The organism is Paenibacillus sp. 01T424 (genome assembly GCF_056398745.1).
This window is the reverse complement of record NZ_JBFTPZ010000008.1, coordinates 1-24,851: the sequence shown is the minus strand read 5'-3', so window position 1 is coordinate 24,851 and position 24,851 is coordinate 1. Positions and strand designations below refer to the sequence as shown.

Below are 24,851 nucleotides of genomic sequence, written 5' to 3'. Positions count from 1 at the left end.
CATGCTTTAGAAATCATTTTACTCAGTTTAAAAATAACCGCGCATTAGGAACAATTTGCTTCGCCTGCGAAGGGCTTGACCAAGACAACCGGGCATGCGCATTCCCGCCATTTTCTAAATATTCCATCTTAATATCGTACTTAACTCCCGCTGTTAATGATATAGTCGCGCTGAGCTCACCGTTCATCGACTGCCACTGGTTAATCAGCTGCTGGCCATTTACCCACAAGCGAACCCCATCGTCCGTATGGGTATAAAAGGTATAGGTTTCGGTGTATTGAGGCTGTACTTTGCCAGTCCACCGTGCCRTGAACCACTCTCCCGGCACATTTACGGTAGGTCGATCGCCGCCCCAATCGAAGTCAATAACTGCATCTACCCGCTCAAGCTCAAGACTGCCAAAATCGCCAGCAAAGTATTGCCCGAGCAAACCATTTCCAGTGCCGGTTCCTCCGCCAGGTGCCGCATTTGTCGTAACGTTAAGGGCATTGCTTGCGGCGGAAATATTGTTTGCAGCATCTTTGGCTTTCACCGTGAAGCTGTAAGCTGTGCTCGCCGTTAAACCGGTCACTGTAAATGAAGTCGCATTTGATCCTGTTGTCGTACCTGACAGATTGCTTCCATTATAGATATTGTAGCCTGTTACACCCACATTATCTGTCGATGCGCTCCAAGTTAGATTAACGCTTGTATCTGTTTTGCTTGGCGATGCTAGATTAGCTGGCGCGCTAGGTGATACGGTATCCCCTGGATTTGGATTTTGGCCGCCAGATGCTGAAGCAAGTCGTGCATTGGCCCAATCTGCGTGATCATAGCCGATTCCGTCACCAGCATCACCGACAACAAGCTTGAGCACGTTTACACCCGTAACATCAAGATCAATACTTTTTGTCGCTGTATTGGCATTCATAACCCCGCTGTCATAGGCCTTAACCCCATCCGTCCATACCTCAAAAGTAACCGTGCCGTTGTTCACAGCCTGTACCTCGTCATCTACTCCGACATCGGATAGGAACCGATAGTAGCCGCCATTTAAGTTATAAGTGATTTCAGAGATTGCATGAGTACCGATTCCTTTGGCATATGTCGTGCCATTTAAAGTAATCGTGCGCTGTTCATTGCTTTTATCCTTCTGTACATTGCCCCAGCCCGTTGTAGCTGATGCCCACGTCAGGTCGCTAATATACGTATTGACTGCCGGAGCGTTAGTCGTTACATTGACCGCATTGCTCGCCGCAGATCGATTGCCCGCTCCGTCCTTCGCTTTAACGGTAAAGCTGTATGCTGTGCTAGGCGTCAATCCTGTTACCGTTAAACTTGTCGAACTGACACCAGCAGTTGTTCCTGCCAATACGCCGCCGCGGTAAACTTCGTATCCTGTAACAGCCACATTGTCACTTGAAGGTGACCAGGTCAAGCTGACGCTGACATCCGTATGGGACGGAGAAGCCAAATTGGCTGGCACCGTAGGCGCAGTCGTATCAGGAGCATTCGTTGTCACGTTCAGCGTGTTGCTTGCCGCCGACAAATTGTTTGCAGCATCCTTCGCTTTGACCGTGAAGCTATAGGCTGTGCTTGGAGAAAGACCTGTGGCAGAGAATGCTGTACTTCCAGCGCCAGTTGTTGTTCCTGCGAGTGTACCGCCTCGATAAATCTCATAGCCGCTTACACCTACATTATCCGTGGATGGTGACCATGTGAGGTTCACGGATACGTCTGTCTTTGAAGGCGACGCAAGGTTTGTTGGAGCGCTAGGCGCATGTGTAACTGGCGGTCCGGCATTTACAATAACTGTTTGCTCCTTCAAGCTGGCTCTTCCTTCATTGTCCCAAACTACGAGTGTAACACGGTAGGTACCTGCTTTCTGATACGTATAGGTAGGGCTTACCGTTGTGCTTGGTACACCTTCTCCGAAATCCCATAAATGTTCAGAAATGGAGCCATTATCTGTTGAGCTGTTTGTAAACGTTATTGGTGTGCCTAATTGAACAACAGCCGGTGAAGTAAAGTTTGCCACCGGCTTCGGATTCGAGAATCCGCGGCTTGTCAGCTGCGTATTCGTGCCGTTACCGCTAACGGTGTTGCCGCTCCACTCCAAATTCGCTGCACTAGCAGGATACTGATCAATGGATTCACCTGTATTGCCTGTAATTACATTATTGATGAAGCTCAAACGGTCGATGCCTGATGCGGTTGTAATCTCGATCCCCTTGCGACCGTTGTTGATGATCTGATTGCTGTCGAACGTCAGATTCTGTGAATTGCCATGGATACGAACGGCATTGCCGCCATAACCCGAATAAGCGGCTTGCGGGTTGTCGCGCGGACCGTCCTTAAATGTATTTTTGTAAAAATATTGATATTGCTCCGTTTGGCCGGTACCCTCTCCTTGCAGCTGCATTCCCCACATGACTATATTTTGAATCGTATTGTAGCCCCAATATTGATACCCCGTTCCAGGCGACTGCTGCATTCCGACCTGCTGGCCTCCATCAACAAGATTGCCTGTCGTTACGCCATGCTCAACCATCACCTCAAGGCCCATATTCCCCACAGAGCCGTCTGTAGCCTTAACGACATTATTGCGGACTGCGATATACTTGGAGCGCACAGCGCTGATCCAGTGGTCAACCTGGTTGTTCTCAATTAAGGAATAATCACAATCGGTGTGAAGCTCGATGCCTAATCCCTCCGTATGATGGCCCGTTCCTGTAATATTGTTGCCTCGGACGACTACGTATTGACAGCCGTCATTAGCAAAAATGCCTCCTCGCCCCGTATCTTGAATCGTATTATTCAAAATTTGAGCGCCGTTCGAGCCCCAGCCTGCTCTTACCGCACCGCCCCAAGCGGAGTTAACGCCAATATTTGTGATAATATTGTCGCTAATCTCAATATTTTGAGAGCCGATTGCATACAGCGCAAACGGTCCAAACCCCGCAGAGGCTGTAAAATCCTTTACGCGTAATTGACTCATCTTATTGTTGCTGCCGCCCTCAGAAACAACCGCTGACAAAATCGTATTATTGCTGTTGCCATCGAGTGTCAGGTTAGATATTTGTACATTGGATAGATTATAAAAGCTGAACATTCGTTCTTGCCCTGTCGAGGTTGACTTAATTATTGTCGTATCGCGGCTTTCTCCTTTAATATGAACACCTGATTTCCCAGTAACCGTTCCGCTCAAATAATAAGTCCCTGCTGGAATATAAACGGTATCACCAGAGACTGCAGCGTTAATCGCATTTTGGAACGCCGTTTTATCGTCTGCGCCATCCGCTCCATTCGCGCCGTAAGCGGTTACATTTAGGTTTGCAGCAAATGCTTCTGGTACTGGAACAAACGGCAGCATCAACGCAATAGACAAGGAAACACCTAGCAGCTTAGCTTTCATTGATTTTAAGGTCATCTTCTTACATCCTCTCTTTAATCAAATGTGAAGCGGCTTCCTTACTATCGACCTAATGTCATTAACGATCCTCCCTTCCTTTGTCTATGGAACAGCAAAGTATCACTCCTGCCTCTCTCTACAACTATCATGTCAAATCTACTTCACGAAAAAAACTGTACAATAACATAATCCTTGCAAAAGATGACTATATTATTTACGGTTTACTGGATTAACTAGGAATGAGAGGAATAGATCATAGAAGCTCATTTCGAAAAAATCCCACCCCTTTCTATAGGGATGGGATCTATTTGTATTTTTACAGCGGCATTTGAATCGTTTCGCCTGCATTTAACTTGATTCGCGGCCACGAGATGGAAGCGCATTGTCCTAAAGGATTGAAACTAGCATCCTCTTCCTCAACGAATAGCTTTACCCGCGCGGGGTAGTTTGTATTATTGATTATGGTTAGCAATAAACGGCCATCCACACTTCTCTGAAGGCGGCAATCTACCTGATCGATTACGATAACCAGTTCTGTCTTCTTATTTACATAAATGCCCGGAAGCTCTGTATAGGATAACATTAACGCTACCTCGCACCAGCAGGAATAAGGAATAACCTCGCCGACGCAGGCTGCTCCCTCCCAATCGCTCATGTTTACTCGCTCACTCATATAACCAGGCGGCATGTTCAATCCATCCCAGCCTTTAACCGGCCGTTCCTCACGCGATAAGTATTGCGGCAAGTTCCCAGCAATCTCTCTTAGCAGCTCTATATACTGCTCATTTCCCGTAGCACGGTATAGCTTGAACAATGAATCGCCGGATAAAGTACATATTCCTGGGGCGCTATGCTTGTTCTGAACATTGGCAATAACCGAACCCGTCGTTCGTATGCCAAGCTTCTCAAAGGTTGATCCTGCCGGAAACTGATAGTCATAGGAAACGCACCAGGTCATACACTGCAAAGCCGCTTCCTCCGCACGCGAGAGCCATATGCGGTCGCCGATCTCTTCATAAAGAACGATATAGGACTCGAGCAGAGCAAAAGCAGATTCGCTGTCCGGACATTGCAATATTTCGCCTGGTCCACCTGTTGTAATACCCTGTAAGGTAAACTCGTTGTAGAAATGGTCCGCCGATTGTTTAGCTGCTTCAATATAAGCTTCCTCTCCAAAATAAGCACCGCATAGAGCGAGTCCCGCTGGGGCTATGCCTGCACCCGCTGAACCGCCAACTAGAATATCTCCTGTACCGGTATGGACCCATTGGCCGAATTGGCCATAATTATTCCACAGTCTAACAAACGCATCGGCAAGCCGCTTTGCACCTTCAATCCACGGCTCAGGTATAACGAATTCAGGTCGAATATGCTTCAAAGCAATGAAATGTTTCATCATAAAATACAAAGCATCCGCACTCTTGCGTAAAATATGCCACTGCTCGGGAGCGTTCCGATTCGGGTCGTCGTTGAACTCATCGCCGTACCATTGCCCCTTGTAGCATACGCCATGAAAGAATCCTGACTCGGTCTGACTGCTGAACATAAACGAAAGCGTGCTTAACGCACGCTGCACCGAAAGCCCATTGCCTTCAAGCAGCAGCGCATAGCTTGACATGCCGCCGCCAACCCAGCCGATTTGCCAATCCTGATGCTTCATATCGATCGTCCCTACCGCATAATAACTGAGCTGATCATTCCAATTCATCGCATTGTATTTCCGCTCTTGAATTTCCCAAGCAGCGGAGAAAGGCAAGCTAGCAGCTAGAGTTGTCTTAGGCTGACCACTCTGCCTTACAATCGCAAAATAATGAAATAACTCGTTAATTCGTGTGCATGGGAAACGATATACCCGAAATCTCAGCGTCACTTTATCTCCCGGCTTGAAATCATACCCCTTATCTGTGCTCGGCACTTTCGTTGTCGCCATTTCATATTTCAGCTTAGCTCTAACGCCGGGCGCTTGAAATGAAATCTTAGCAGCCCTACGATCTTCACTCTCCTCGACATGCATCGAAGTATTCCCAAGTGCAGTCGCTTGTTCTGTTATAAACAACCAGCCTATGCCCGAGCTTTCATCTGCAATGCCAACAGCAGGCACAGCTGCATCGCCCGTCAGCAAATGAAAGGCTGAATGGTTGCCTGCGTCTATCGATAACCGCGGTACATCCGTAATCAGCGTTGGTACTTCAGGACCTTGGTCGCTAAGCTTACTCCAGCATGGGGCATAAGGAAGCTCACGCACGCCAAATCGATTGCCGGCATATACAGCACCAGGTACAAGTACATAGTTTTTCTCCGACCATTTGCTATAGTGAAACGCTAGTGACACAGCCGACTGCTCTGAATAACCGACCGATTGGAACTCAGCATTAAGCTCCAGCCCCGCTGAATGGTCAATAAACCCTTTCGTTTCGAGCTTTACTATCCATTCCGCTCCAGCTGCAGTTGCAGCTTTTCCTTTCCCCCCGTTCCATACAACATCACAATCTTCAAGCGGTTCTGCATTGCTGTACCTTGTGATATGGCCTGTAAGCTTTAGGTCATCCAATTCCAGTGGTAATCCCATATTTGACATCTGGCCTCCCTCCTTCTCTCGCTCTCTTACAATTAAGATCTGACTAGTTTAGTGACTAGCTAACCTCAATGATTGTATCTGCAGACTGCAGCCCGGCGGAGATAGCCTTCAGCGTTATGCTGCCCGCATCCGCTCCTGCTTGCAATAGCGCGAGGGCGAGGCCGTTAAATGCTCTTCTGCTGCTTGCTTTATCTGATTCATGGCTGCTTGGATTGCCATTGCCTACACCGATCAGCGCACCTGATCCTTCCATATAGAAATCTACATGAGAGTCTGCGTAAGGCACGACATTTCCGTTCTCATCCACTATGCTTACCCGGACAGCAACAACATCCAGACCATCAGCTTGTATAGCTGTTCGATTAGGCTCAAGCCGAATCGCATGTGGTTTACCTGTTGTAACTCGCTTACCCTCTGCTGCTATAACCCCGCCTATTTTACCGACTGCCTCAAGCTCACCGGGTTCATAGGCGATATCAAAGTCCATACTTCTGTGCGGCTTAACAATCCGTTCACCAAGCGAGCGGCCATTTAAAAATAGTTCAATCGAATCGCAGTTGGTATATGCCGTCACTCGAATCGTCTGTCCGATTAGCTCCGGCCAATTCCAATGCGGAAGCAAATGAACGAGCGGCTCTTCGGTCCATAATGCTTGCATGAGATAATAAACATCCTTCGGAAACCCGCAGGTATCCATCATGCCAAAATGTGAGCTAATGCAAGGCCACTCATACGGCGTAGGTTCACCTTTGTAATCAAAGCCCGTCCATACGAATATGCCAGTCAAATAAGGATGTTCCATCACATCGGACCACGATTTCTCAGGACTGCAGCCCCATGATGGAATGTTCGTACCATGAGATGAGCAGTACCCCTTGTTCGGATCATCTACGTAGATGCCTCTCGTCGTCGTATAGCTTGATGATTCGCTCCCGATTATAAGGCGGTTCGGATATTTTCTACGTCCATCTACATCTGCACCTCTGTGGCCGTAATTATAGCCCACAATGTCGACAGCGTCCGCATATCCGCCGCTGCTCCAGCCATGATTCATCGCAGCCATCGTCGGTCTGGTCGGATCGAGCTTATGTGAAAGCTCTGTCATTGATTTCAAGATGCGAGCGCCCATAACGGTTCCTTCCAGAACCTCTTCATTCTCCAAGCTCCATAAAATAACCGATGGATGGTTGCGGTCACGCAAAATCATGCTTTTTAATTCGTCCATGCCTCGTGAGCTGCTGTCGAGCTTCCGATTCTCGTCCATGACGAGCAAGCCAAGCTCATCACAAAGTTCTAGCAGCTCAGGCGACGGGGGATGATGGGCGCTTCGATATGCATTGCAGCCCATTTCCTTTAGTAGGCTCAGCTTATACGCAATCAGCGCTCTCGGCATGGCAACGCCGACGCCGGCGAAGTCCTGATGATTACAGGTGCCTTTGATCGGATAGACATTTCCATTTAGCAAAAATCCTCGTTCAGCATCAAAATGTATCGTGCGAACCCCGAAGCTGGTATGGAATTGGTCAATCAACACCCCATTTTCATACAGCTCCGTAACAGCTGCATAGAGGTAAGGGTGCTCTGGAGACCAAAGTTCAGGCTCTGTTATCGTAAGCTTCTGCTCAACCGTTATTTCATCCAAGCCGTCTACACTTGATCGAACAGCTTGCTCGGCAACCTTGCGCCCACCTGCTCGCTCTGTCATAACGGTAATCAGTTCAAAAGCTCGATTTGAAGCAGATTCGTTCAATACTTTCGTTTCTATTTTGACTGCTGCATGACTTTCGGAAACTTCTGTTGCCGTAATGAACGTCCCCCACTGAGCAACATGGAGCGAATCCGTCGATTGCAGCCATACATGGCGGTAAATGCCGCTGCCTTCATACCACCAGCCCTCATAATCAGTTGCATCTACCTTCACGAGTACGATGTTGTCTCCTTCTGAGCCATACCGAAGTACATCGGTAATATCGTAAACAAAGCTCGTATAGCCGCCAAAGCGTTCACCGATCAAATGCCCGTTTACCCATACGGTGCTCCTGCCTGTAACGCCATCGAAGCATAAGGATATTTTTCTGCCCAGCTGATCAGCTGGAATAGTAAACATTTTGCGATAAAAACCAACGCCCGTATACAAGTAGCCATGACTGCCTGCTCGCGAGCCCATTGAAGGGTCATTTATAAAAGATCCATCTGGGCACCAATCATGCGGTAAGCGAACTGCTTCCCAGCCCTCTTGAGCCTGCTGCGCCTCCTTATCTACATAGGCAATATCCAGCCATTCCCCTTCCTCCCGCTTGGCGCAATCCGTTAGGCCGCCTGTCATTCCGCCTTTAACTGCATAAGGAATGTGAATATCACCTTTATGAAAAAACCAGTTTTCATCAAAGCTTTCTCTGCTTCTTTCTATTAATGTCATCGCCTTCTCCTCCATTCAAAAGCTTCACTGCAATGGCCATGATCCTCTTTTGCGATCGATCGAAGGTTAAGTTAACACGGGATTTGACAGCAGTCTACTGTGAAAAAAACGATTAAGTGTACTTTATTTGAAAGCCCTTGCAACAAATAGGACTTCGGTTTTATAACTATATTGTACAGTTCCTACAAGGGGGTCTTAAAAAAATGATTACCAATTATTATGTAGCACCAAATGGTAACGATAACGCAATCGGAAGCTTGGATGATCCATTCCTGACGATACAGAGAGCGCAGGAAGAAGTACGTAAACAAATCAAAAACGGAATGAGTCATGACATTTCGATTTTTCTGCGAGGTGGCCTTTATGAACTAGATGCCCCGCTTCGTTTTGATAATAGAGATTCCAGCAGAGACCGCTGCCATGTTCAGTACACCAGCTATCCGGGTGAGAGAGCCACAATTGCTGGCGGCAAACAAATTACAGGTTGGACGCCATATAAAGGAAAGGTTTGGATCGCTAAGCTGGAGTGCGGCATGCACTTCCATACCCTTTATGCTGACGGACATCGAATTCATCAAGCTCGGCTTCCAGCCACTGGTTATTTTGAGACCGAGATGCCCTCTGTTCATGATGATGAACAGAATAATAAACAAGGCATTCACTATCGCAGCGAAGACTTGCCCTCTCATTATGATTTGACAGGGACTCAGCTTTTCGTCTGGCCAGGTGAGGGAGAATGGAATTGGTTCACGGAAACAAAGCCAGTCGCCTCCAATCATGCAGAGCGCCAGCAATTGCTATTCGAAAGTGACGCCACATGGCCCATTGGAGCAGGTTCGAGGTACTATATACAAGGTTCGCTCGACTTCCTCCAAGCGCCTGGTCAATTTCATCTTGATAAGGCCTCTAGCACGCTTTACTACTATGTTTCCGATGACGTGTCAGATCCAAATGAACAGACTATCATTGCGCCAACAATTAAACGTCTGCTTGAAATTAACGGGGAAAGCCCGCATGAACCCGTGCAAAATATTAGCTTTACAGGACTGACTTTTGCGTGCACCGATTTTTTTCGCGAATATCGCATGATGGATGATAATGTCGAGCAAGCCGAACACCGCGAGGGCTTAATCTATATCAACCATGCGAGGCATATCCAAGTTACCTCCTGTAAGCTGGAACAGTCCGGAAGCTGCGGCATTTATTTGGACCACTACACATATGACATAACGATAGATAGCAATGACATCCAACATTTCGGCTACATCGGCATTAGTTTGAATGGTTTTGCACCGGGAACTGGTCCATTCACAAGCCCTTTAGCCTCTTATACAAATAGTTATCACAAGATTAAGAACAATCGGATCGAGCATGGCGGCGAGCTCGTTGGACATGGCTGCGGCATCCTGCTCTACCAGAGCGGAAACAATGAGATTACGAACAATTTGATTGCCAACATGCCAAGATACGGCATTTCCTTGAAGGGTCTTCGCCATAAAACGATGCCCTCTAAACTTTACGGAATTCCCGTCACTTGGGAAAATCATTGGGATTTCCTTCACAGCAGAAGCAACTTTATTGCTTATAATGATATCTCTAAAGTGATGACAGACAGTCAAGATGGAGGTTTGATTGAAGCATGGGGTGTTGGGAGAGGCAATGTCATTCATAGCAACTATCTCCATGACAACGGCATTCATTTTTCTTTTGGGTTTGGCATTTATTTGGATGATGCAGCCGATGATTTTACAGTTACGAACAACATAATCACCTCTCTTTACAGCACTGGCGAAGGCAAGCTGTGGATGCTTATTTTCTCGAAAGGAATCGGCAATCGCATAAAAAACAATCTGCTTGTTGCTAATCCTGATGCGATCTCGGCAATCGGCTCTCAGGAAATGGCTGATGAAGAAAACAAGCATATCGAAATATGCAGCAATATCATATACAATTCAGGATATTTATATTATTTTGTTAATTATAGCGATGAACGGTTCAGCTCCTCCGACCGTAATCTTTATTGGATGAACAATAAACCATGCATAATAGCAGGTAGTCTCCCACTCCTCGCAAGCGGAGATGATGCCCTTGGAAGACAGGAGTACAGCTGGGAGCAGTGGCGATTGCTCGCTCAAGGCAAATACGATAAACATACCATTCACGGGGAGCCACTGTTCCAGTGTGCTAAGGATGGCGATTACCGCCTGCATTCAAGCTCGCCTGCTTATCAGCTAGGGTGGAGCGATATCGAGTTCGAGAAAATCGGACCCAAATAATCAGGATCATAATAGGGAGGCTTGGATCGGATGAAAGTATTCGGATTTTACAAATCCAAAAAATATTTGCAGCGAGTCATGTTCTCCATTATGGCTACGATGGTCATTGTGCTTGTTRCATCTTCGATAACCAACACGTACATTCTTGAAAAATCGGTTAAGAACATTCAAGAACAGTCCAATTTAAAGGTACTCTCGCAAATTCAGTACAATCTTTCCTACATGAACGATATTATTACGAGGCTATCGAACTTTGTATATCGCGATCACTTTCTAATTCCGCTTATGTTCAACGATGACTTGCCAAAAATGGACCTGATTCGCGGCCATAGACAAATGTCCAATATCATGGAGAGCTCCTCCTTTCTGCACTCCATGGTCATTTATAACAAATCACAATCCAAGCTATACGGCACAAGCAGCAGCCTGCTGCTTGATGGCGGCATTACAGATCAGCGTATCAGGAGTATGCTGCTGGACCCGAAACAGCCACAGCCAACCAATCGTTTAATTCCGATGAGCCTTGAGCAAAATGATGGTCTAATCGATACTTTTGCGTTTATAGTCACCGATTCCTTGAAACCGTTTACAAAAAATAATTCAGCTATCATATTGTTTATTAAATCAGATTGGGTATTCGACAGCCTGCAAAAAATGAATGTCGCTAGTGATCGAGATCAGGGATTGATATATATTCAAACGCAAAACGGAAAGCTTTTATCCTCCGATCCGAGTGCACCATTCACTGCTTCACAAGATCAAGCGAAGGTGAATGAGCTTGTCCTTGCTCACAAAACAAATGAAAGCCATTCCGCAGGGTTCTTTATCGGCAAGCTTTCAGGGAAAAAGGAAATGGTCACCTACATGGAAGACGGTCTCGGCGCTTGGACCATCCTCTATATCCAGTCCTATGACAAGCTGATGGGCGAGGTGAACCAGACACGGAATCAATCGCTGCTTTTGTCAGCATTGTTCCTGCTGCTCGCGATCGGATTGTCGGTAGGGCTCTCTTACAAGCTGTATAATCCGATTGAAAATATGCTGAAGCGAATTCGTCCTCATCTTCAAGGTGAGAAACAAAGTGCTTCCGGCGTAAGCGATGAGCTGCTCCTGATGAGCGATAATTATATGAGGCTGTCAGAGAAGCTGAGTGAAATTAGCTCCGAGCAAATCGTGAGCAAATATTATATCCGCCGATTTTTATCGGACAGTCAGCTTTTCTCCGATCATGATATGCAGCATCTCATTGAAAAACACGATTTAAACATTTCCGTCGAAGATGAGCTGCTTGTCTGCGTGTTGAAGATCGACCACTTTGCTGCCTATGACAACAGCATCACTGGCGCTTCGAAAAAGCTGTATAATTTCGCCATTATTAATATTGCTCAAGAAATTATTCGTGAGCATTATCTTTGCGAAGCTGTCGAGATTCGAGGCGATCATGTCGTACTCATTTTATCCTGCAGCGCTAAGGGTACGACATTGTTATTTCCACAAGTGGTACGACAGCTGCGCGAGATTCAACAAATGATTGAACATTATTACCATATTTCACTATCCTGCGGAATCAGCGACATCATTTCACAGTATAGTTACCTATCAACGGCTTATACGCAGGCTCTGCGGTTTAGCCAGTATATGATTGTAAAAGGGTTCAAAGCGATTATTACGTCGGAAGACATTAAAGAAAACCTGGGAAGCAAGCAAATGTCGCTGCCCGATTCGATCGAGAAGAAGCTAACTGAAGCGCTCAAGAAAGGTCAGCTAACGAATGCCGGCAATGAGCTTGAGAAGGCATTCTCCCTCATTTCCACCTTTCAGTATGATGATATGATTCGGGCGGTATCCAATCTAGGATGGGTCATTAAAAATGCATCAAGCGAAATAAACGATAATCGGATCGTTCCTTTCTCTGTTGATCTGGATTACATTCAACAGATTTCGCAAGAGAAAGAAACGCTCGAGGAAATGTACCTCTCTTTGCTCTCGCTTTGTGCCAAAATCTGCGAAAATCAGCGCCCAGCAAATATGGAACGAAATGAAATGATGCTCGAGACGGTCAAAGAGCTGATTGAGCAGAAATTTCCTGACATTAATCTTAGCCAGCAATCCATTGCCATGAGTGTAAAGCTATCTTCCGCATACATCGGCAAGCTCTTCAAAGAGAATTATAATATGTCGATTACGGAGTATATTAATGAGGTTCGTCTAGGTCATGCCCAATCTCTCTTGGAGCAAAACAACTATACGATTGCAGAAATTATGGATAAATGCGGATACGCTAATCAAAGCTATTTCTTCCGCTTGTTTAAAGGAAAGGTCGGAAGCACGCCAAAGGAATATCGGATGAAGAAATCAATCTCATAAGTCCATGTATTCCGCTAAAAAGGTCCCTCGTTCACTGCTTTCAGTGAGCGAGGGATCTTTCTATTTCCTGTGATATCGATGAATATTCACAAAATCGAATATTTTACACTCACGAAATACAGTAATTCGCAAAACCTATTCTACCCGCCGTCGTTTCTACGTGGCATGATGGGCATCAGAACAGGAACGCTTCAGATGGAGGAGATCGCAAGTGGCCAAAACAGAGCTCGGAGCTCCTGAGCTATCGACAAGGGGCTCGAAGAACAAGGTCGGATGGCTGAGCAAGGAATGGAAGCATTTGAAAAAAAACCGGGAGCTGCTGCTGCTCGCTATGCCCGGCATATTATTTAAATTTGTAATCGCCTACATTCCTATGATTGGACTCATCCTTGCCTTTAAGTATTTCAGGTATGATCAAGGAATTTTCGGCAGCAAATGGATCGGATTCGATAACTTCGAGTTTCTATTCAAAGCCCAAGATGCTATTCGCATTATCCGCAACACGCTGCTCTACAACATTTCTTACATCGTTCTAGGAACCGTTGCCGCTCTTCTGCTCGCCCTTCTTCTTAATGAGCTTAGCGGGAAGCTTATCAAGCTCTACCAAACTACCATGTTTCTCCCTTACTTTATTTCTTTTGTGCTAGTCGGCTACATTACGAACGCTTTTCTGGATCATAAGGGAGGTTTCCTCAACACCATAATCGGTTGGTTCGGATTAGAGCCTCACAAGTGGTATTTAGAAACAACGCCATGGATCTTCATCCTGCCGCTCGTTGCTTTATGGAAAGGAATTGGTTTCTCCACTTTGGTCTATTACGCAGGAATTACCGGTATCAGCACCGATTATTACGAAGCAGCTAGGTTAGACGGCGCTTCTCGCATTCAGATGATGTGGCGAATTACTTTGCCGCTGCTTAAACCGCTTGTCATTATCCTATTCATATTGGGCCTTGGCAACATATTCCGCGGTGATTTCGGCTTGCATTATTTTGTCCCTAATAACGTCGGACCGAATTTTCCTACAACGGATATTATCGATACCTATGTATACCGCGCTTTAACTAAGCTGGGAGACATTAATTCAGCAGCTGCTGTCGGCTTCCTGCAATCCGTCGTTGGATTAATTACCGTAGTATCTGCAAATTATTTGGTGCGCAAAGCGGATAAGGATAATGCATTGTTTTAAAAATGGAGGAATCTTTTATGCCAAATACTAAAGGCTTTAACCTGATGAATGGGTTCATTAACATCTTTCTAACCATCCTGTGTCTTATGATTGCCCTTCCATTCGTTCTCGTTATCATCATTTCATTGACCTCTGAGAACAGCCTTGTACAGAATGGCTATCAATTTTTTCCCAAGGAATGGAGTATGGAAGCTTATCGTATCGTCTTTCAAAAACCCGACCCACTGCTTAAAGGATATCTGGTCACCATCCTCATTACAATTGTCGGTACGGTCTTATCCCTCCTGCTGACTGCGATGACGGCGTACCCTATTTCCCGAATGGACTTCCGTTACAACCGTCCAATTACCTTCTACATTTTCTTTACGATGCTGTTCAACGGCGGGCTTATTCCGTTCTACATCATGATGACGCAATATTTGCATCTAAAAAACTCTTTGTTGGCTTTGATTCTTCCAACGCTGCTCAGCCCTTTCAACATTATGATTATGAAAGGTTTTCTAGATAAGATCGGCAAAGAAATCATTGAATCAGCAAAGGTAGACGGCGCCAAAGAATTCCGAATCTTCTTCCGAATTATTTTACCCTTGTCGACACCTGCTCTAGCAACGCTAGGTTTGTTCATCTCTTTTGGCTACTGGAATGAATGGTTTTATGCCCTGCTGTTCATAGACAATGATAAATATATCCCGCTTCAATTGCTGCTTGTTCGCATTCTGTCTCAAATTGAGTTTTTGGCTAATTCTCCGCTCGCTCAGGTAGCCGACAAGCTGGCTTATGCCAATTTCCCGACTTTATCCGTTCGCATGGCAATGGCAATTCTTGCAGGCGGGCCGATGCTAATTATTTTTCCTTTTTTTCAGAAGTATTTCGTAAAGGGTATTACGGTAGGTTCCTTGAAAGGATAAGGAATGACTACTGTGCCATATATAAAATCATATACATGGAGGGTTTAATGTGAAAACAACAAAAGCAGCGTTACTACTCAAGTGCTTCGCTCTAATGCTTTGCTTGGCGATGATCGCAGCATGCTCGAACAATGGCAATACCCCTGCAAACCCAAGCACCAATGAGCCAAGCAAAACGGCAGAGACCACGCCGGATGCGACTGCTTCAGCAGAACCATCCCTTCCTGAGGCTAAGCTGACCTTCATTTATCCGGTATCCGCAAATCCCGGCCCGGATCAAAAGCTAGTTAATGATGAGATTAATAAATATTTAAAAGAGAAAATCAATGCGACCGTTGTGCTCAAGCCGCTGACGTTCGATGAATACGAGCCTAAGCTTAATGCCATGCTCGCAGCTGGTGAAGAATTTGACCTTGCGTGGAGCTCGAAGGGCTGGCTTGGCAATTATCAGCCTTATATTGATAGAGGTGCCTATCTAGAAATTACAGATGATATGATCAGCAAATATGCACCAGAAGCGCGCGCTAACATCCCTGATAAATTTTGGCCGGATATGCTTGCTGTTGATGGCAAGGTGTATGGTTTTCCAATCTATCAGGTAGCGGCAAAAACAAAAAGCTTAATTATCCAAAAACGCTTCATCGATAAATACAATCTTGATGTAAGCACGATTCAATCTTACAAGGATATCGAGCCTTTCCTAAAAACATTAAAAGAAAATGAACCCGGCATTATTCCTCTCGGACTTGCACAAAATTCTTGGGGCTTGTACAGCGATCGCACAAAAGTAGGTGACGGTCTTGTACTAAGCTATGCGAAAGACGATGCATCACTTGGTTATATTGGGACATTGCAAACGCTTGATGAGAAAAAAGGATACTACGATGATATGCGAAGATGGTACCAAGCAGGTTACATTAACGAAGATGCGCCAATTATACAGAACATCAATGACTTGAAGGGCAAAGGCAATGTTGCGGTCTCGCTGGAGTTTACGTCCAAACCAGGCGGTGAAGTTGGCGAGATGGCTATAAACGGCGGCAACGAAGTCGTGTATGCTCCAATCGCCGACAGCTACTTTACAGGAATTGCGGGAGCGATGCATGTCATTAATAAAAGCTCCAAAAACCCTGAACGCACATTGATGCTTATTAATTTGCTTAATACGGACTCCTACCTCTACAACTTAATTTGCAATGGTATTGAAGGCAAACACTATAATAGAGTAGATGATAAAAATATCGAACCGATTAAAGATTCAGGTTATGCGCCAAACGGCGACTGGGTATTCGGCAATCAGTTCAACGCCTTCCTTAAACCAGGTCAGGCCGCTGATACATGGGAGCGGACGATCGCGCTTAATGACAGCGCCCTTGTGCCTGCGACTAATGGCTTCGGCGTGAACGAAGAGAACATCAAAGCCGAAATAGCTAACGTAACGGCAGTTAACAACGAATATCAGGCCGCTCTCGAATCCGGTTCGGTGGACCCCGCTAAGGAGCTGCCAAAATACAAAGATAAGCTCATTGCCTCCGGTCAAGAAAAGATTCAAACGGAAATCGCAGCGCAATGGGATAAATTCAAGCAAGAAAAAGGGCTAGTAAAATAATAGCGATACAAAAAGAAGCTTTGCAGGAACTATACGCCTGCAAAGCTTCTTCATTCGTAATTAAAACCAGCTATCCTCGCCAGCGGTTTGGGCAGCCGTTTGAAGCTGCGGTGACAATAAAACTTCCTCCGTGCCGTCAACAGCGGCAGTAAGCAATTGATTATAATTGGGAATTAGAGCCTCAATCTTCTCGACGATACGAAGATTCGGATTCGTACTTGGCGATTTCGGCAAAAATAACGTACAGCAATCCTCATATGGCAAAATCGACGTTTCGAACGTCCCGATTCTCTCCGCCATCCGAATAATTTCATGCTTGTCCATCATAATTAACGGCTTAAGCTGCGGCAGATCTGTTGCTCGACCAATGACATTCATGCTCGGCAGCGTCTGGCTCGCAACCTGCCCCAAGCTCTCGCCAGTAACGATACCGTTTGCCCCATTGCGTTCTGCCAGCTGCTCTGTGATCCGAAGCATTGCCCTTCTCATTAATGTAATAATCAGATTATCGCTCTTCGCTTGTACTAGCGTAGTTTGAATTTCGGTAAACGGCACAAGATGAAGCTTTATCGGCTCCCCGCTGAAATAGGATAATCGCTTTGCAAGCTCAACTACCTTATCTTTAGCCTGCTCGCTGGTGAATGGGTAGCTATGGAAATGCACAGCCTCCACTTCAAGACCTTTGCGCAGCGCTAGCCATCCCGCTACAGGACTATCTATGCCCCCGGAGAGCAATAACATAGCTTTGCCATTTGATGCAAACGGAAATCCGCCAGCGCCAGGGATGACATCGTAGAAGATGTAAGTAGCTTCCGCTTGAATATCCACCCGCAGCTCAATTTCCGGCTTGCTGACGTTAACTTTAAGTCCCGGCATTGCACGTAGAACATGCCCGCCAACCAAATGATTCATTTCCTGCGAATTATGTGGAAACTCTTTCCAAGCACGTTTCGCGCTCACCTTGAACGTTTTGGGCTGCTCTGGCAAAGCTTGCATAAGAGCAAGCGCAGCTGCTCTTATTTTCTCAAGATCAGCCTCTGTGCTGACAACTGGACTTAAAGAAACGATGCCGAACAAATCCTTCAAGCGATCTGCTATCGGCTCATAGGGATGTCCATTCAGCTTGACATAAAGACGTCCAAACGATTTGAAATAAGTAATATTATCATAAGAAATTAATGCCTGCTTTACTTGATCAAGCATTCGTTTCTCGAATTTGTTCCGATTTCTTCCTTTTACCATTAAATCTCCATAACGGAGCACGATCTGATCATAAAGCAAAATTAAGTCAATCTCCTCTCAAGCGGCTTAAGTTGTGCGACAACATGACGCAGTGCAGCTCCTAAGGCTGCAATATCCTGCTCTTCATGCTCGTCTCCTAGACTAATCCGAATGCCGCTGCTCGCTTGCTCATGACTTGCACCGATGGCAAGAAGCACGCGGCTCGGCTTGTCATCCTTAGAAGAACATGCCGATTTCGTTGAAGCCATTATACCACGTTGCTCTAACATATGGATGACAACCTCTGGCTTCATGCCCGGATAGGAGAAATGTATAATATGAGAAGCAGACGGTTCTGCCCCGTTCAGCTTAAGCTCTGGAATTTGCTCAATATGCGTTAATAGCTGCTGTTTGAGCACTTTCAATCGCTTTTCTCTTTGCTCCATCGAAGCAAGCGACATGCGCAGCGCCTTCGCTGACGCAACGATAGCAGGTACGTTTTGTGTTCCAGCGCGATGCCCATACTCCTGGGAGCCGCCACTAAACAAAGGGGACAGCGTTATGCTATCACGCACGTACAAATAACCTACGCCTTTGGGACCACGAAGCTTATGCGCCGAACCGCTAAGCAAATCAATGCCCCACTTTTCCAAATGAATCGGCAGCTTCCCAATACTCTGAACGGCATCGACATGCAAAATGACCTTCGGATATCGTTTAAGCAACTTTGCAATGTTCTCGATTGGCTGAATGGAACCGATCTCGTTGTTAATATGCATCACGCTAACGAGAATCGTTTCCTCAGTTATTGCCGCTTCCAATTGCTCAAGCTCTACATGACCCGACCTGCCTACTTGCAAATAGGTGACATTGAAGCCTTCTTGCTCCAGCTGCGCAAAAGATTCGTATACGGAGGCATGCTCAATTTGTGTCGTTATCAAATGTTTGCCTCGTCCAGCATACTGACGAGCAGCACCCTTTATCGCTATATTATTTGACTCTGTACCGCCGGATGTAAATACCCATTTCCCCCTAGAGGTTTGCATCTGCTCAGCTAGAACAGCACGCGAGCGTTCAATTAATTTGTCAGCGTCAGTACCTGCACGATGCAGCGATGAAGGGTTCGCATACTGCGACTTCATCACTTCCATCATGGTCTGCACCACTTCTTCATACGGCGGTGATGAAGCACAATGATCAAAATATAACATTTTCGATTTATCTCCTTTTCAAAAAGAAAAAGATCATCGATTGCTCCCGCCTGCATGACGGATCGCTAAATCGTGATCTTATTGCTGTCGTTCTACTTGGCCTGAAGCACCTTGGCAACATAGCGCTGCGTCTCTTCCGGCAACGCTTCAAGATTTTCTATTAGCTGCTCGTTCGTTTTTATTCCTGCACGGTCCACTCGGCCCGGTCCTGCATTGTATGCAGCTAGCGCAACCTGCTCATGTCCATTATACTTGTTTAGCAGCATCGATAAATATTTAGTTCCGCCATCAATGTTTTGCGCGGGATCAAAGGAGTTGCTTACGCCTAGACCTCTTGCTGTTCCGTCCATTAGCTGCATAAGGCCCTTAGCGCCTGAACCTGATTGTGCATCTGCTTGAAAGCCGGATTCAGTTTTAATTACCGCTTGAATTAATGAAGAATCTACGCCATATTTGGCTGATGCTTGTTGAATAAGCTCGTCATAAGCAGAAGGAGAGCTGTTAGACGCGCCTTGACTGCTGAACGACACGTTAGGCATGCCGCTAAGTGAACTCAGTTGCGCGAGCGCATCTGCTGGCATGACTTGCGCCAATGCATTATTTTCAGAAGAAGTATCGGTCATATATTGGGATAAAAGAGTATCAAATAAGGATGCCGAGCCATCGCCTGTTGTCGCTTGCAACGGATTAGTAGCCGCTTGTAAATTTACATTTGGTGAAAGCTGAAGCTGCAATAATGTTTTGATTATCCGAGGGTCAATACTCATCATATCCTCCTAGCTGAATCATTATGTAAGTTTGTTAAGTGTACCTTAAGTATATCGGTTTTAATTGTACATGTTTTTAGAGCAAACAGCCAGTTTTCCCTCATGAATCCTTTCAATGAGCGGCATTACCTGTTTTATCGTTTGACACTCCAAATATTTCACATGCCCATCCTCTGCAAGAGGCAGCTGTTTTCTGGGATTCAGCCAAATAGGCGTCCATACGGCATAAAAAAAGATCGCCCCTATAAATAGGAACGATCTTTGGATCAAAGCAAATATATAAAATAGTGCTTATTTAAATACTTTCACACGCTCATCGATCGGTTGATACGTTTTTTCGCCTGGAGCTGCTGTTGGTTTGCCAAATGGCATTTGAGCAACCAGCTGCCAAGAATCCGGCAATGACCATGTTGTTTTTACTTCTTCATCAATAAGTGGATTGTAGTGCTGAAGCGAAGCGCCGAAACCTTCATTCTCAAGCGCCGTCCAGATTACAAATTGATGCATGCCTGAAGTATGCTGCGACCAGATCGGGAAGTTGTGAGCATATGCTGGGAAGTTGGCCATCAAGCCGTCAACGACTTGTTTATCTTCAAAAAACAATACGGTACCGTATCCGCTTTTGAAAGCGCCCATTTTTTGCTCAGTTGCCTCGAATTGATCTGCTGAAATCATATTGCGAAGCGTATTCGTCGTAATATCCCACAATTTATCATGATTTTCACCAAGCAATACAACTACACGAGTGCTTTGTGAATTAAATGATGATGGAGTATGCTTGACCGCTTCATGTACCAATTCTACAATTTTGTCATCGGAGATAACGGCCTCCTTGCTAATGCCGTAGATCGAGCGTCTTTTACTTACTGCTTCCAAAAAAGCTTGTGATGTCATTTTTTCTCCTGCCTCTCACATGTTGTGTGTCTTCCATCTGTGAACTAAGTATCCGCCTTAAAAGGCAGTTACAAATCCAAATAAATTTAATTACTTTACGTAAGTAACTTTATTGTATTGGAGTGCACTTGTCAAGACCAACAGGTTCATTATTCCCCCTGCGTTCTTAATTATGATTCAGTGACAGCCTCTTCACCTTTGCCATTAATTTCTCCATTCTTAACACGCCATTTGCTATTTATCCACGTAATAAAAAACGAAATCGCTCCTAGTATTAACAATACACCCACCTTGTAAAGTGCCTCTTGCCCGCTTAAATCCATAAACATCGCTTTAATTGCAACGATAACAAGTACCGCTGAACCGAATGCACGAAACAGCAGCTCGCGATAATAAGCCCCCCACAAAATTAGCAGCAATGCATAGCAGCCCCAAGAAACAGACAAAGCCAAACCTAAATAACTTGAAGCGGAATCATACATATATTCTGTGAAAATATTTTCAATTTGCCTTGTCAGCAATCCGCCGACGATCAGATGGGATAACAGCGCATACACACGAGCAAGCATCCGATTCGCTTGATCAGTGAGCTGAGGAATGACAAGCCTTCTAGAAAAGAAGAAACCCAGTGCAGCTAGCACCATCCATGCAACGGCCCCCCAATTCAGAAACGGGATGTACATCCCAAACCATTCGCCGCGAGGAGTGTCCCAAGTGACTACATACCAATAACATCCGACTACAAACCAGATAGCGAGCGAGCCGATGCTCAGCAGGATCCAGCGCTTAACATAGCCGATTGTTGCTGCTATCGCAGCTATGCAGCCCCATAGCAGCACCGTAATTAAAGGCTTTGACTCATATCCGCCGCCAATGCTGCTTACCGACACGAGAATCAACAGCAAACCGCCAAGGAAATACACGCCTGAGGATTTAACATATAAATAACGAAACCACCGATTAAATAAACGATTCCGATAAAAGAGAGTATGTACCCATAAGCCACTTCACCGTTCAAAATGAATAGTGCCCAAAATCCAAATAGAATGCCATTTATCGCGTTCATATACAAATCGATTCCCTCAAAGGATAACTTATTGCTCCATGAAGAGACCATTAGTCCGATTGTATAAAAGAGAAAAGCTGCGAGCGCATATCGAAACGGCATACTCCAAAAACCTTCAGTCGATGGATTATAATGAATGAAATATACGATATACATCAGCCATGATCCGATAAAGCTGATGAACCGCAGCTCATGCCAATTGCGCGAGATGCTAAGAAATAGGAATGCAACATTTAATACAAGAAGATAAAGGAATAAAGCAAATACTTGATCTGTTTCCGGCCGCATAAGCAGCGGAGATAATAAACCACCCAGCATCGCTATATTCATTAGCAGCCGAGACATAAACTTATACGCATAAACGGATATTCCAATGGTTACTGCACTCATTCCAAGCAAGACGGTCATTGGTTCCCACAGCCGGTAATAAATTCCCGCAAAAGAAAACGTGGCATACAAAATGCATGCCGCCATGCCAATCAAGATTTCACCAATCGGATTGCGCGGCAGCCGGCTTGCGAGCTTCAAACCGGCTGCGCCTACACCCGCTCCGCTTATCATACCAAAGCCAATTTTCATCGACTCCGTAATCCAGCCTTGATCTATCGAATATTTGAACAACGTAATAAAAGCAGCCATAACGAACAATACCCCAAGCAGTGAAGTCCAGTGTCTATTCACCATTTCCTGCATCTCTTTCACTTTCCCACCTTCTCTCTGTTAATAATAAAATCTTATATGATGTTACTGAGCAGAACTGCTTGGTTTAACGAATATTAAGCGATCGAGCAGCCTTACAGCGGCATATAGCAGCAAAAATATAACAAATGCAATAAGCTCCAGCTGCAGTAAATACCATGGCCATGGCCCCAGCATATCAAGCAACGAGGCTGTTCCCGGTTTTTCAGCTAAAAACATAAAGTTTGTTTTACCCGATGCCACGTTCGTAATCGCAGCCGGAATAGCGAATACATGCAGCCAAAGTTGAGCCTTCACTACGGAAAAGAAAGTCGGTCGATAGCGTTCTACTACGACGATAAATAGCGCTGCGCTAACGATACCTATATGTGCGATGAAAAATTGAAAATAACGAAAATGCGGAAACGCTTCATCTAAATTAGGAGTTAACAGCGCCTGCAGCGCCCCCATGCTTCCAAGAAAAAATAATGCATCATACAGACTTTTTGGATTCCAAAGCAATACGACCGCGCTAACCAAAAGCATTAAGCTGCAAAGCTGAAATGGCAGAGAGCCTACTCCCCAATTATCATTGAGAATATAAGATAGCTGAAGCGAGACCTCGCAGCATATTAGCAAAATAGCCAGCCCTACTCGTACCATCTTGTTTATTCTCGGCACTCTCATTCGCTTCCGGAAAACGATAATACAGATAATGGCTGCAACGAGAATCGCCAATGCCCCAAAATGAGCAGCCGAGAACATTTCAAAATCCATCGGTATGCCTCCAATCTGTTGATGTAAGCGTTCTTCTACTATCTATTTTGTAAAAAATGACATAAAAAAAATAGTACCAACTTTACATGGTACTATCCTCGTCCTTTTTCTTATGAAATAAGCCCATCTCTTTGGCTTTATTTGCTGCTTCGCGCGACCCGCTCAAATTCAGCTTTTTTAATATATGATTAACATGGTTTTTGACTGTACGAATCGATACAACCAACTTGTCGGCAATCTGCGGCTGGGTATATCCTTGATCAATTAAATCAAGCAGCTGAAGCTCAGACGGTGTAATCAGATCACCGAGCTTCTTCGCCTCGAACTCGCGCTCCATCTGCTTCAGTCGGCGGAATTCCTCGCGCATCCGTTCTGCTACAGCCGCATTAATGGGGGATTGACTCCGGTATGCCGAGCGTACAGCTTCAGGCAAGCTTTCAAAATCAGATTTGATTTGGTAATCGATAGCTCCCGCTTGGAAGGATCGAAAGATAAGCTCCTTCTCCTCCATTGACGTAAGCATGATGACCCTTGCTCCGGTAGCTATTGCAGCCTCCTCAGCGAGCAGAACGCCTTCCGGCCTTCCGTCAAGCATGATATCCATCAGCACTACATCAGCAGGCACAGACTGCTGCTTCCCTTCCATAAGCGCCTGTCTAACATCGTCAGCCCTGCTGGCAGTCCAAACCACTTCAATATCCTGCTCCTTGTTTAAATAAGCGACAAGGCCGCGAAGCCAATCACGATCATCCTCGACGATCCATACCTTGATTTTATCCATTTGCTTCCCTCCTCTGCGAAACATGTACATCTATTTTTGTGGCTTGAACATTCCGTTTCGGAAAAGTCATGTAAACCGATGTTCCAGCTCCCGGCACGCTTCGCAAGCCAAGCATACCTTTATGCTTGCGCATCACATGGTACGCATAGGGCAGTCCGAGCCCAAAATTAGTGTCACTGCCGCTTTTGGTCGTATAGAAAGGCTCCATCACCTTCGTTATCTCACTCTTGTCCATGCCAAGGCCCGTGTCTCTAACCTCAATAATAAGCTCTCTTTTGGTTTCGCTTAACAGAATAGACAGCACGCCTTTGTCTTGCATAGCCTCCAAAGCGTTGGCTATTATATTGCCTAAAGCCTCGCTTACCTGCGCGGGGTCGATGCGACAACTCCAGCTTTCGTTTAACACACTTTGCAGCTTGATGTTGCCAAGGCTTTGGGCGTATCCTTTCATCGTCTTCTCGATAAGCGCTGCTATGTCGGTCACTTCCACACGAAGCACCAAATCCTCTGTTCGACGATGAACCCGTTGCAGCATCTCCTGCATATGGCGAGAAGCGTTCAGCACCGTTTCAACATCCGCCAGCAGCTCTTGTTGATCGGTTTCGATGGCATAAGCTTTCATCTTCTCCGAGAAAAGCCGCATTTTTCCTGCATCGTTTTTGATCGCATGATTAAGTATGGCAGTTCCTGAGGTGACTGCTCTTAACGTGGAATCGTAT

General features: G+C 45.6%; 17 protein-coding genes. 5 read left to right on the top strand and 12 right to left on the bottom strand.

Going from position 1 to position 24,851, the window contains the following annotated elements; translation table 11 throughout:
• Positions 1-22: 22 nt before the first annotated feature.
• The 3 genes from AC1DPK_RS08940 to galA all read right to left on the bottom strand — a co-directional run bounded on the left by AC1DPK_RS08940 (position 23) and on the right by galA (position 8,388).
• A complete protein-coding gene (locus AC1DPK_RS08940) occupies positions 23-3,409 on the bottom strand; it encodes an NPCBM/NEW2 domain-containing protein (protein ID WP_477510066.1) in 3,387 nt (1,128 codons plus the stop codon).
• 298 nt (positions 3,410-3,707) lie between these two features.
• Positions 3,708-5,969 (bottom strand): hypothetical protein, encoded by a 2,262-nt coding sequence (locus tag AC1DPK_RS08935; protein ID WP_477510065.1) that lies wholly within the window; start codon positions 5,967-5,969, stop codon positions 3,708-3,710.
• A gap of 55 nt (positions 5,970-6,024) precedes the next feature.
• On the bottom strand, positions 6,025-8,388 hold the full coding sequence (galA, locus tag AC1DPK_RS08930; protein ID WP_477510064.1) for a beta-galactosidase GalA: 2,364 nt from the start codon (positions 8,386-8,388) through the stop codon (positions 6,025-6,027).
• A 203-nt stretch (positions 8,389-8,591) separates the two neighbouring features.
• Here galA and AC1DPK_RS08925 point away from each other — a divergent pair, with 203 nt between their 5' ends.
• From AC1DPK_RS08925 to AC1DPK_RS08905, 5 genes are all read left to right on the top strand, one after another.
• Entirely contained in the window at positions 8,592-10,664 is a 2,073-nt protein-coding gene (locus AC1DPK_RS08925; RefSeq protein ID WP_477510063.1) for a right-handed parallel beta-helix repeat-containing protein, read from the top strand.
• Between the two features lie 30 nt (positions 10,665-10,694).
• Positions 10,695-13,031, top strand: a complete 2,337-nt coding sequence (locus AC1DPK_RS08920; RefSeq protein WP_477510062.1) for a helix-turn-helix domain-containing protein — start codon at positions 10,695-10,697, stop codon at positions 13,029-13,031.
• 211 nt (positions 13,032-13,242) lie between these two features.
• Positions 13,243-14,220, top strand: coding sequence for an ABC transporter permease (locus AC1DPK_RS08915; RefSeq protein WP_441882941.1), 978 nt, complete (start codon positions 13,243-13,245; stop codon positions 14,218-14,220).
• Between the two features lie 17 nt (positions 14,221-14,237).
• Positions 14,238-15,128 (top strand): carbohydrate ABC transporter permease, encoded by an 891-nt coding sequence (locus tag AC1DPK_RS08910; protein WP_441882939.1) that lies wholly within the window; start codon positions 14,238-14,240, stop codon positions 15,126-15,128.
• A gap of 49 nt (positions 15,129-15,177) precedes the next feature.
• Entirely contained in the window at positions 15,178-16,737 is a 1,560-nt protein-coding gene (locus AC1DPK_RS08905; protein ID WP_441882937.1) for an ABC transporter substrate-binding protein, read from the top strand.
• Between the two features lie 60 nt (positions 16,738-16,797).
• Here AC1DPK_RS08905 and thiI read toward each other — a convergent pair whose 3' ends face one another.
• From thiI to AC1DPK_RS08860, 9 genes are all read right to left on the bottom strand, one after another.
• A complete protein-coding gene (thiI, locus tag AC1DPK_RS08900; protein WP_477510061.1) occupies positions 16,798-18,018 on the bottom strand; it encodes a tRNA uracil 4-sulfurtransferase ThiI in 1,221 nt (406 codons plus the stop codon).
• 2 nt (positions 18,019-18,020) lie between these two features.
• Complete coding sequence (locus tag AC1DPK_RS08895; protein ID WP_477510060.1) at positions 18,021-19,169, bottom strand: cysteine desulfurase family protein; 1,149 nt, start codon at positions 19,167-19,169, stop codon at positions 18,021-18,023.
• Between the two features lie 92 nt (positions 19,170-19,261).
• On the bottom strand, positions 19,262-19,939 hold the full coding sequence (locus AC1DPK_RS08890) for a lytic transglycosylase domain-containing protein (RefSeq protein WP_477510059.1): 678 nt from the start codon (positions 19,937-19,939) through the stop codon (positions 19,262-19,264).
• Positions 19,940-20,227: 288 nt separating this feature from the next.
• Entirely contained in the window at positions 20,228-20,830 is a 603-nt protein-coding gene (locus tag AC1DPK_RS08885) for a nitroreductase family protein (protein WP_477510058.1), read from the bottom strand.
• Between the two features lie 170 nt (positions 20,831-21,000).
• Positions 21,001-21,720, bottom strand: a complete 720-nt coding sequence (locus AC1DPK_RS08880; protein WP_477510140.1) for a DUF2339 domain-containing protein — start codon at positions 21,718-21,720, stop codon at positions 21,001-21,003.
• Positions 21,721-21,725: 5 nt separating this feature from the next.
• The gene (locus AC1DPK_RS08875) at positions 21,726-22,589 is read right to left on the bottom strand and encodes a DUF2339 domain-containing protein (protein WP_477510139.1); all 864 of its coding nucleotides are present in this window, start codon (positions 22,587-22,589) and stop codon (positions 21,726-21,728) included.
• Positions 22,590-22,640: 51 nt separating this feature from the next.
• Positions 22,641-23,351, bottom strand: a complete 711-nt coding sequence (locus tag AC1DPK_RS08870) for a YwaF family protein (protein WP_477510057.1) — start codon at positions 23,349-23,351, stop codon at positions 22,641-22,643.
• A gap of 82 nt (positions 23,352-23,433) precedes the next feature.
• Positions 23,434-24,132 (bottom strand): response regulator, encoded by a 699-nt coding sequence (locus AC1DPK_RS08865; protein WP_477510056.1) that lies wholly within the window; start codon positions 24,130-24,132, stop codon positions 23,434-23,436.
• Positions 24,125-24,851 (bottom strand): ATP-binding protein (locus AC1DPK_RS08860; RefSeq protein ID WP_477510055.1); only part of this gene is annotated, 727 nt, incomplete at its 5' end. The genes AC1DPK_RS08860 and AC1DPK_RS08865, both read right to left, overlap by 8 nt.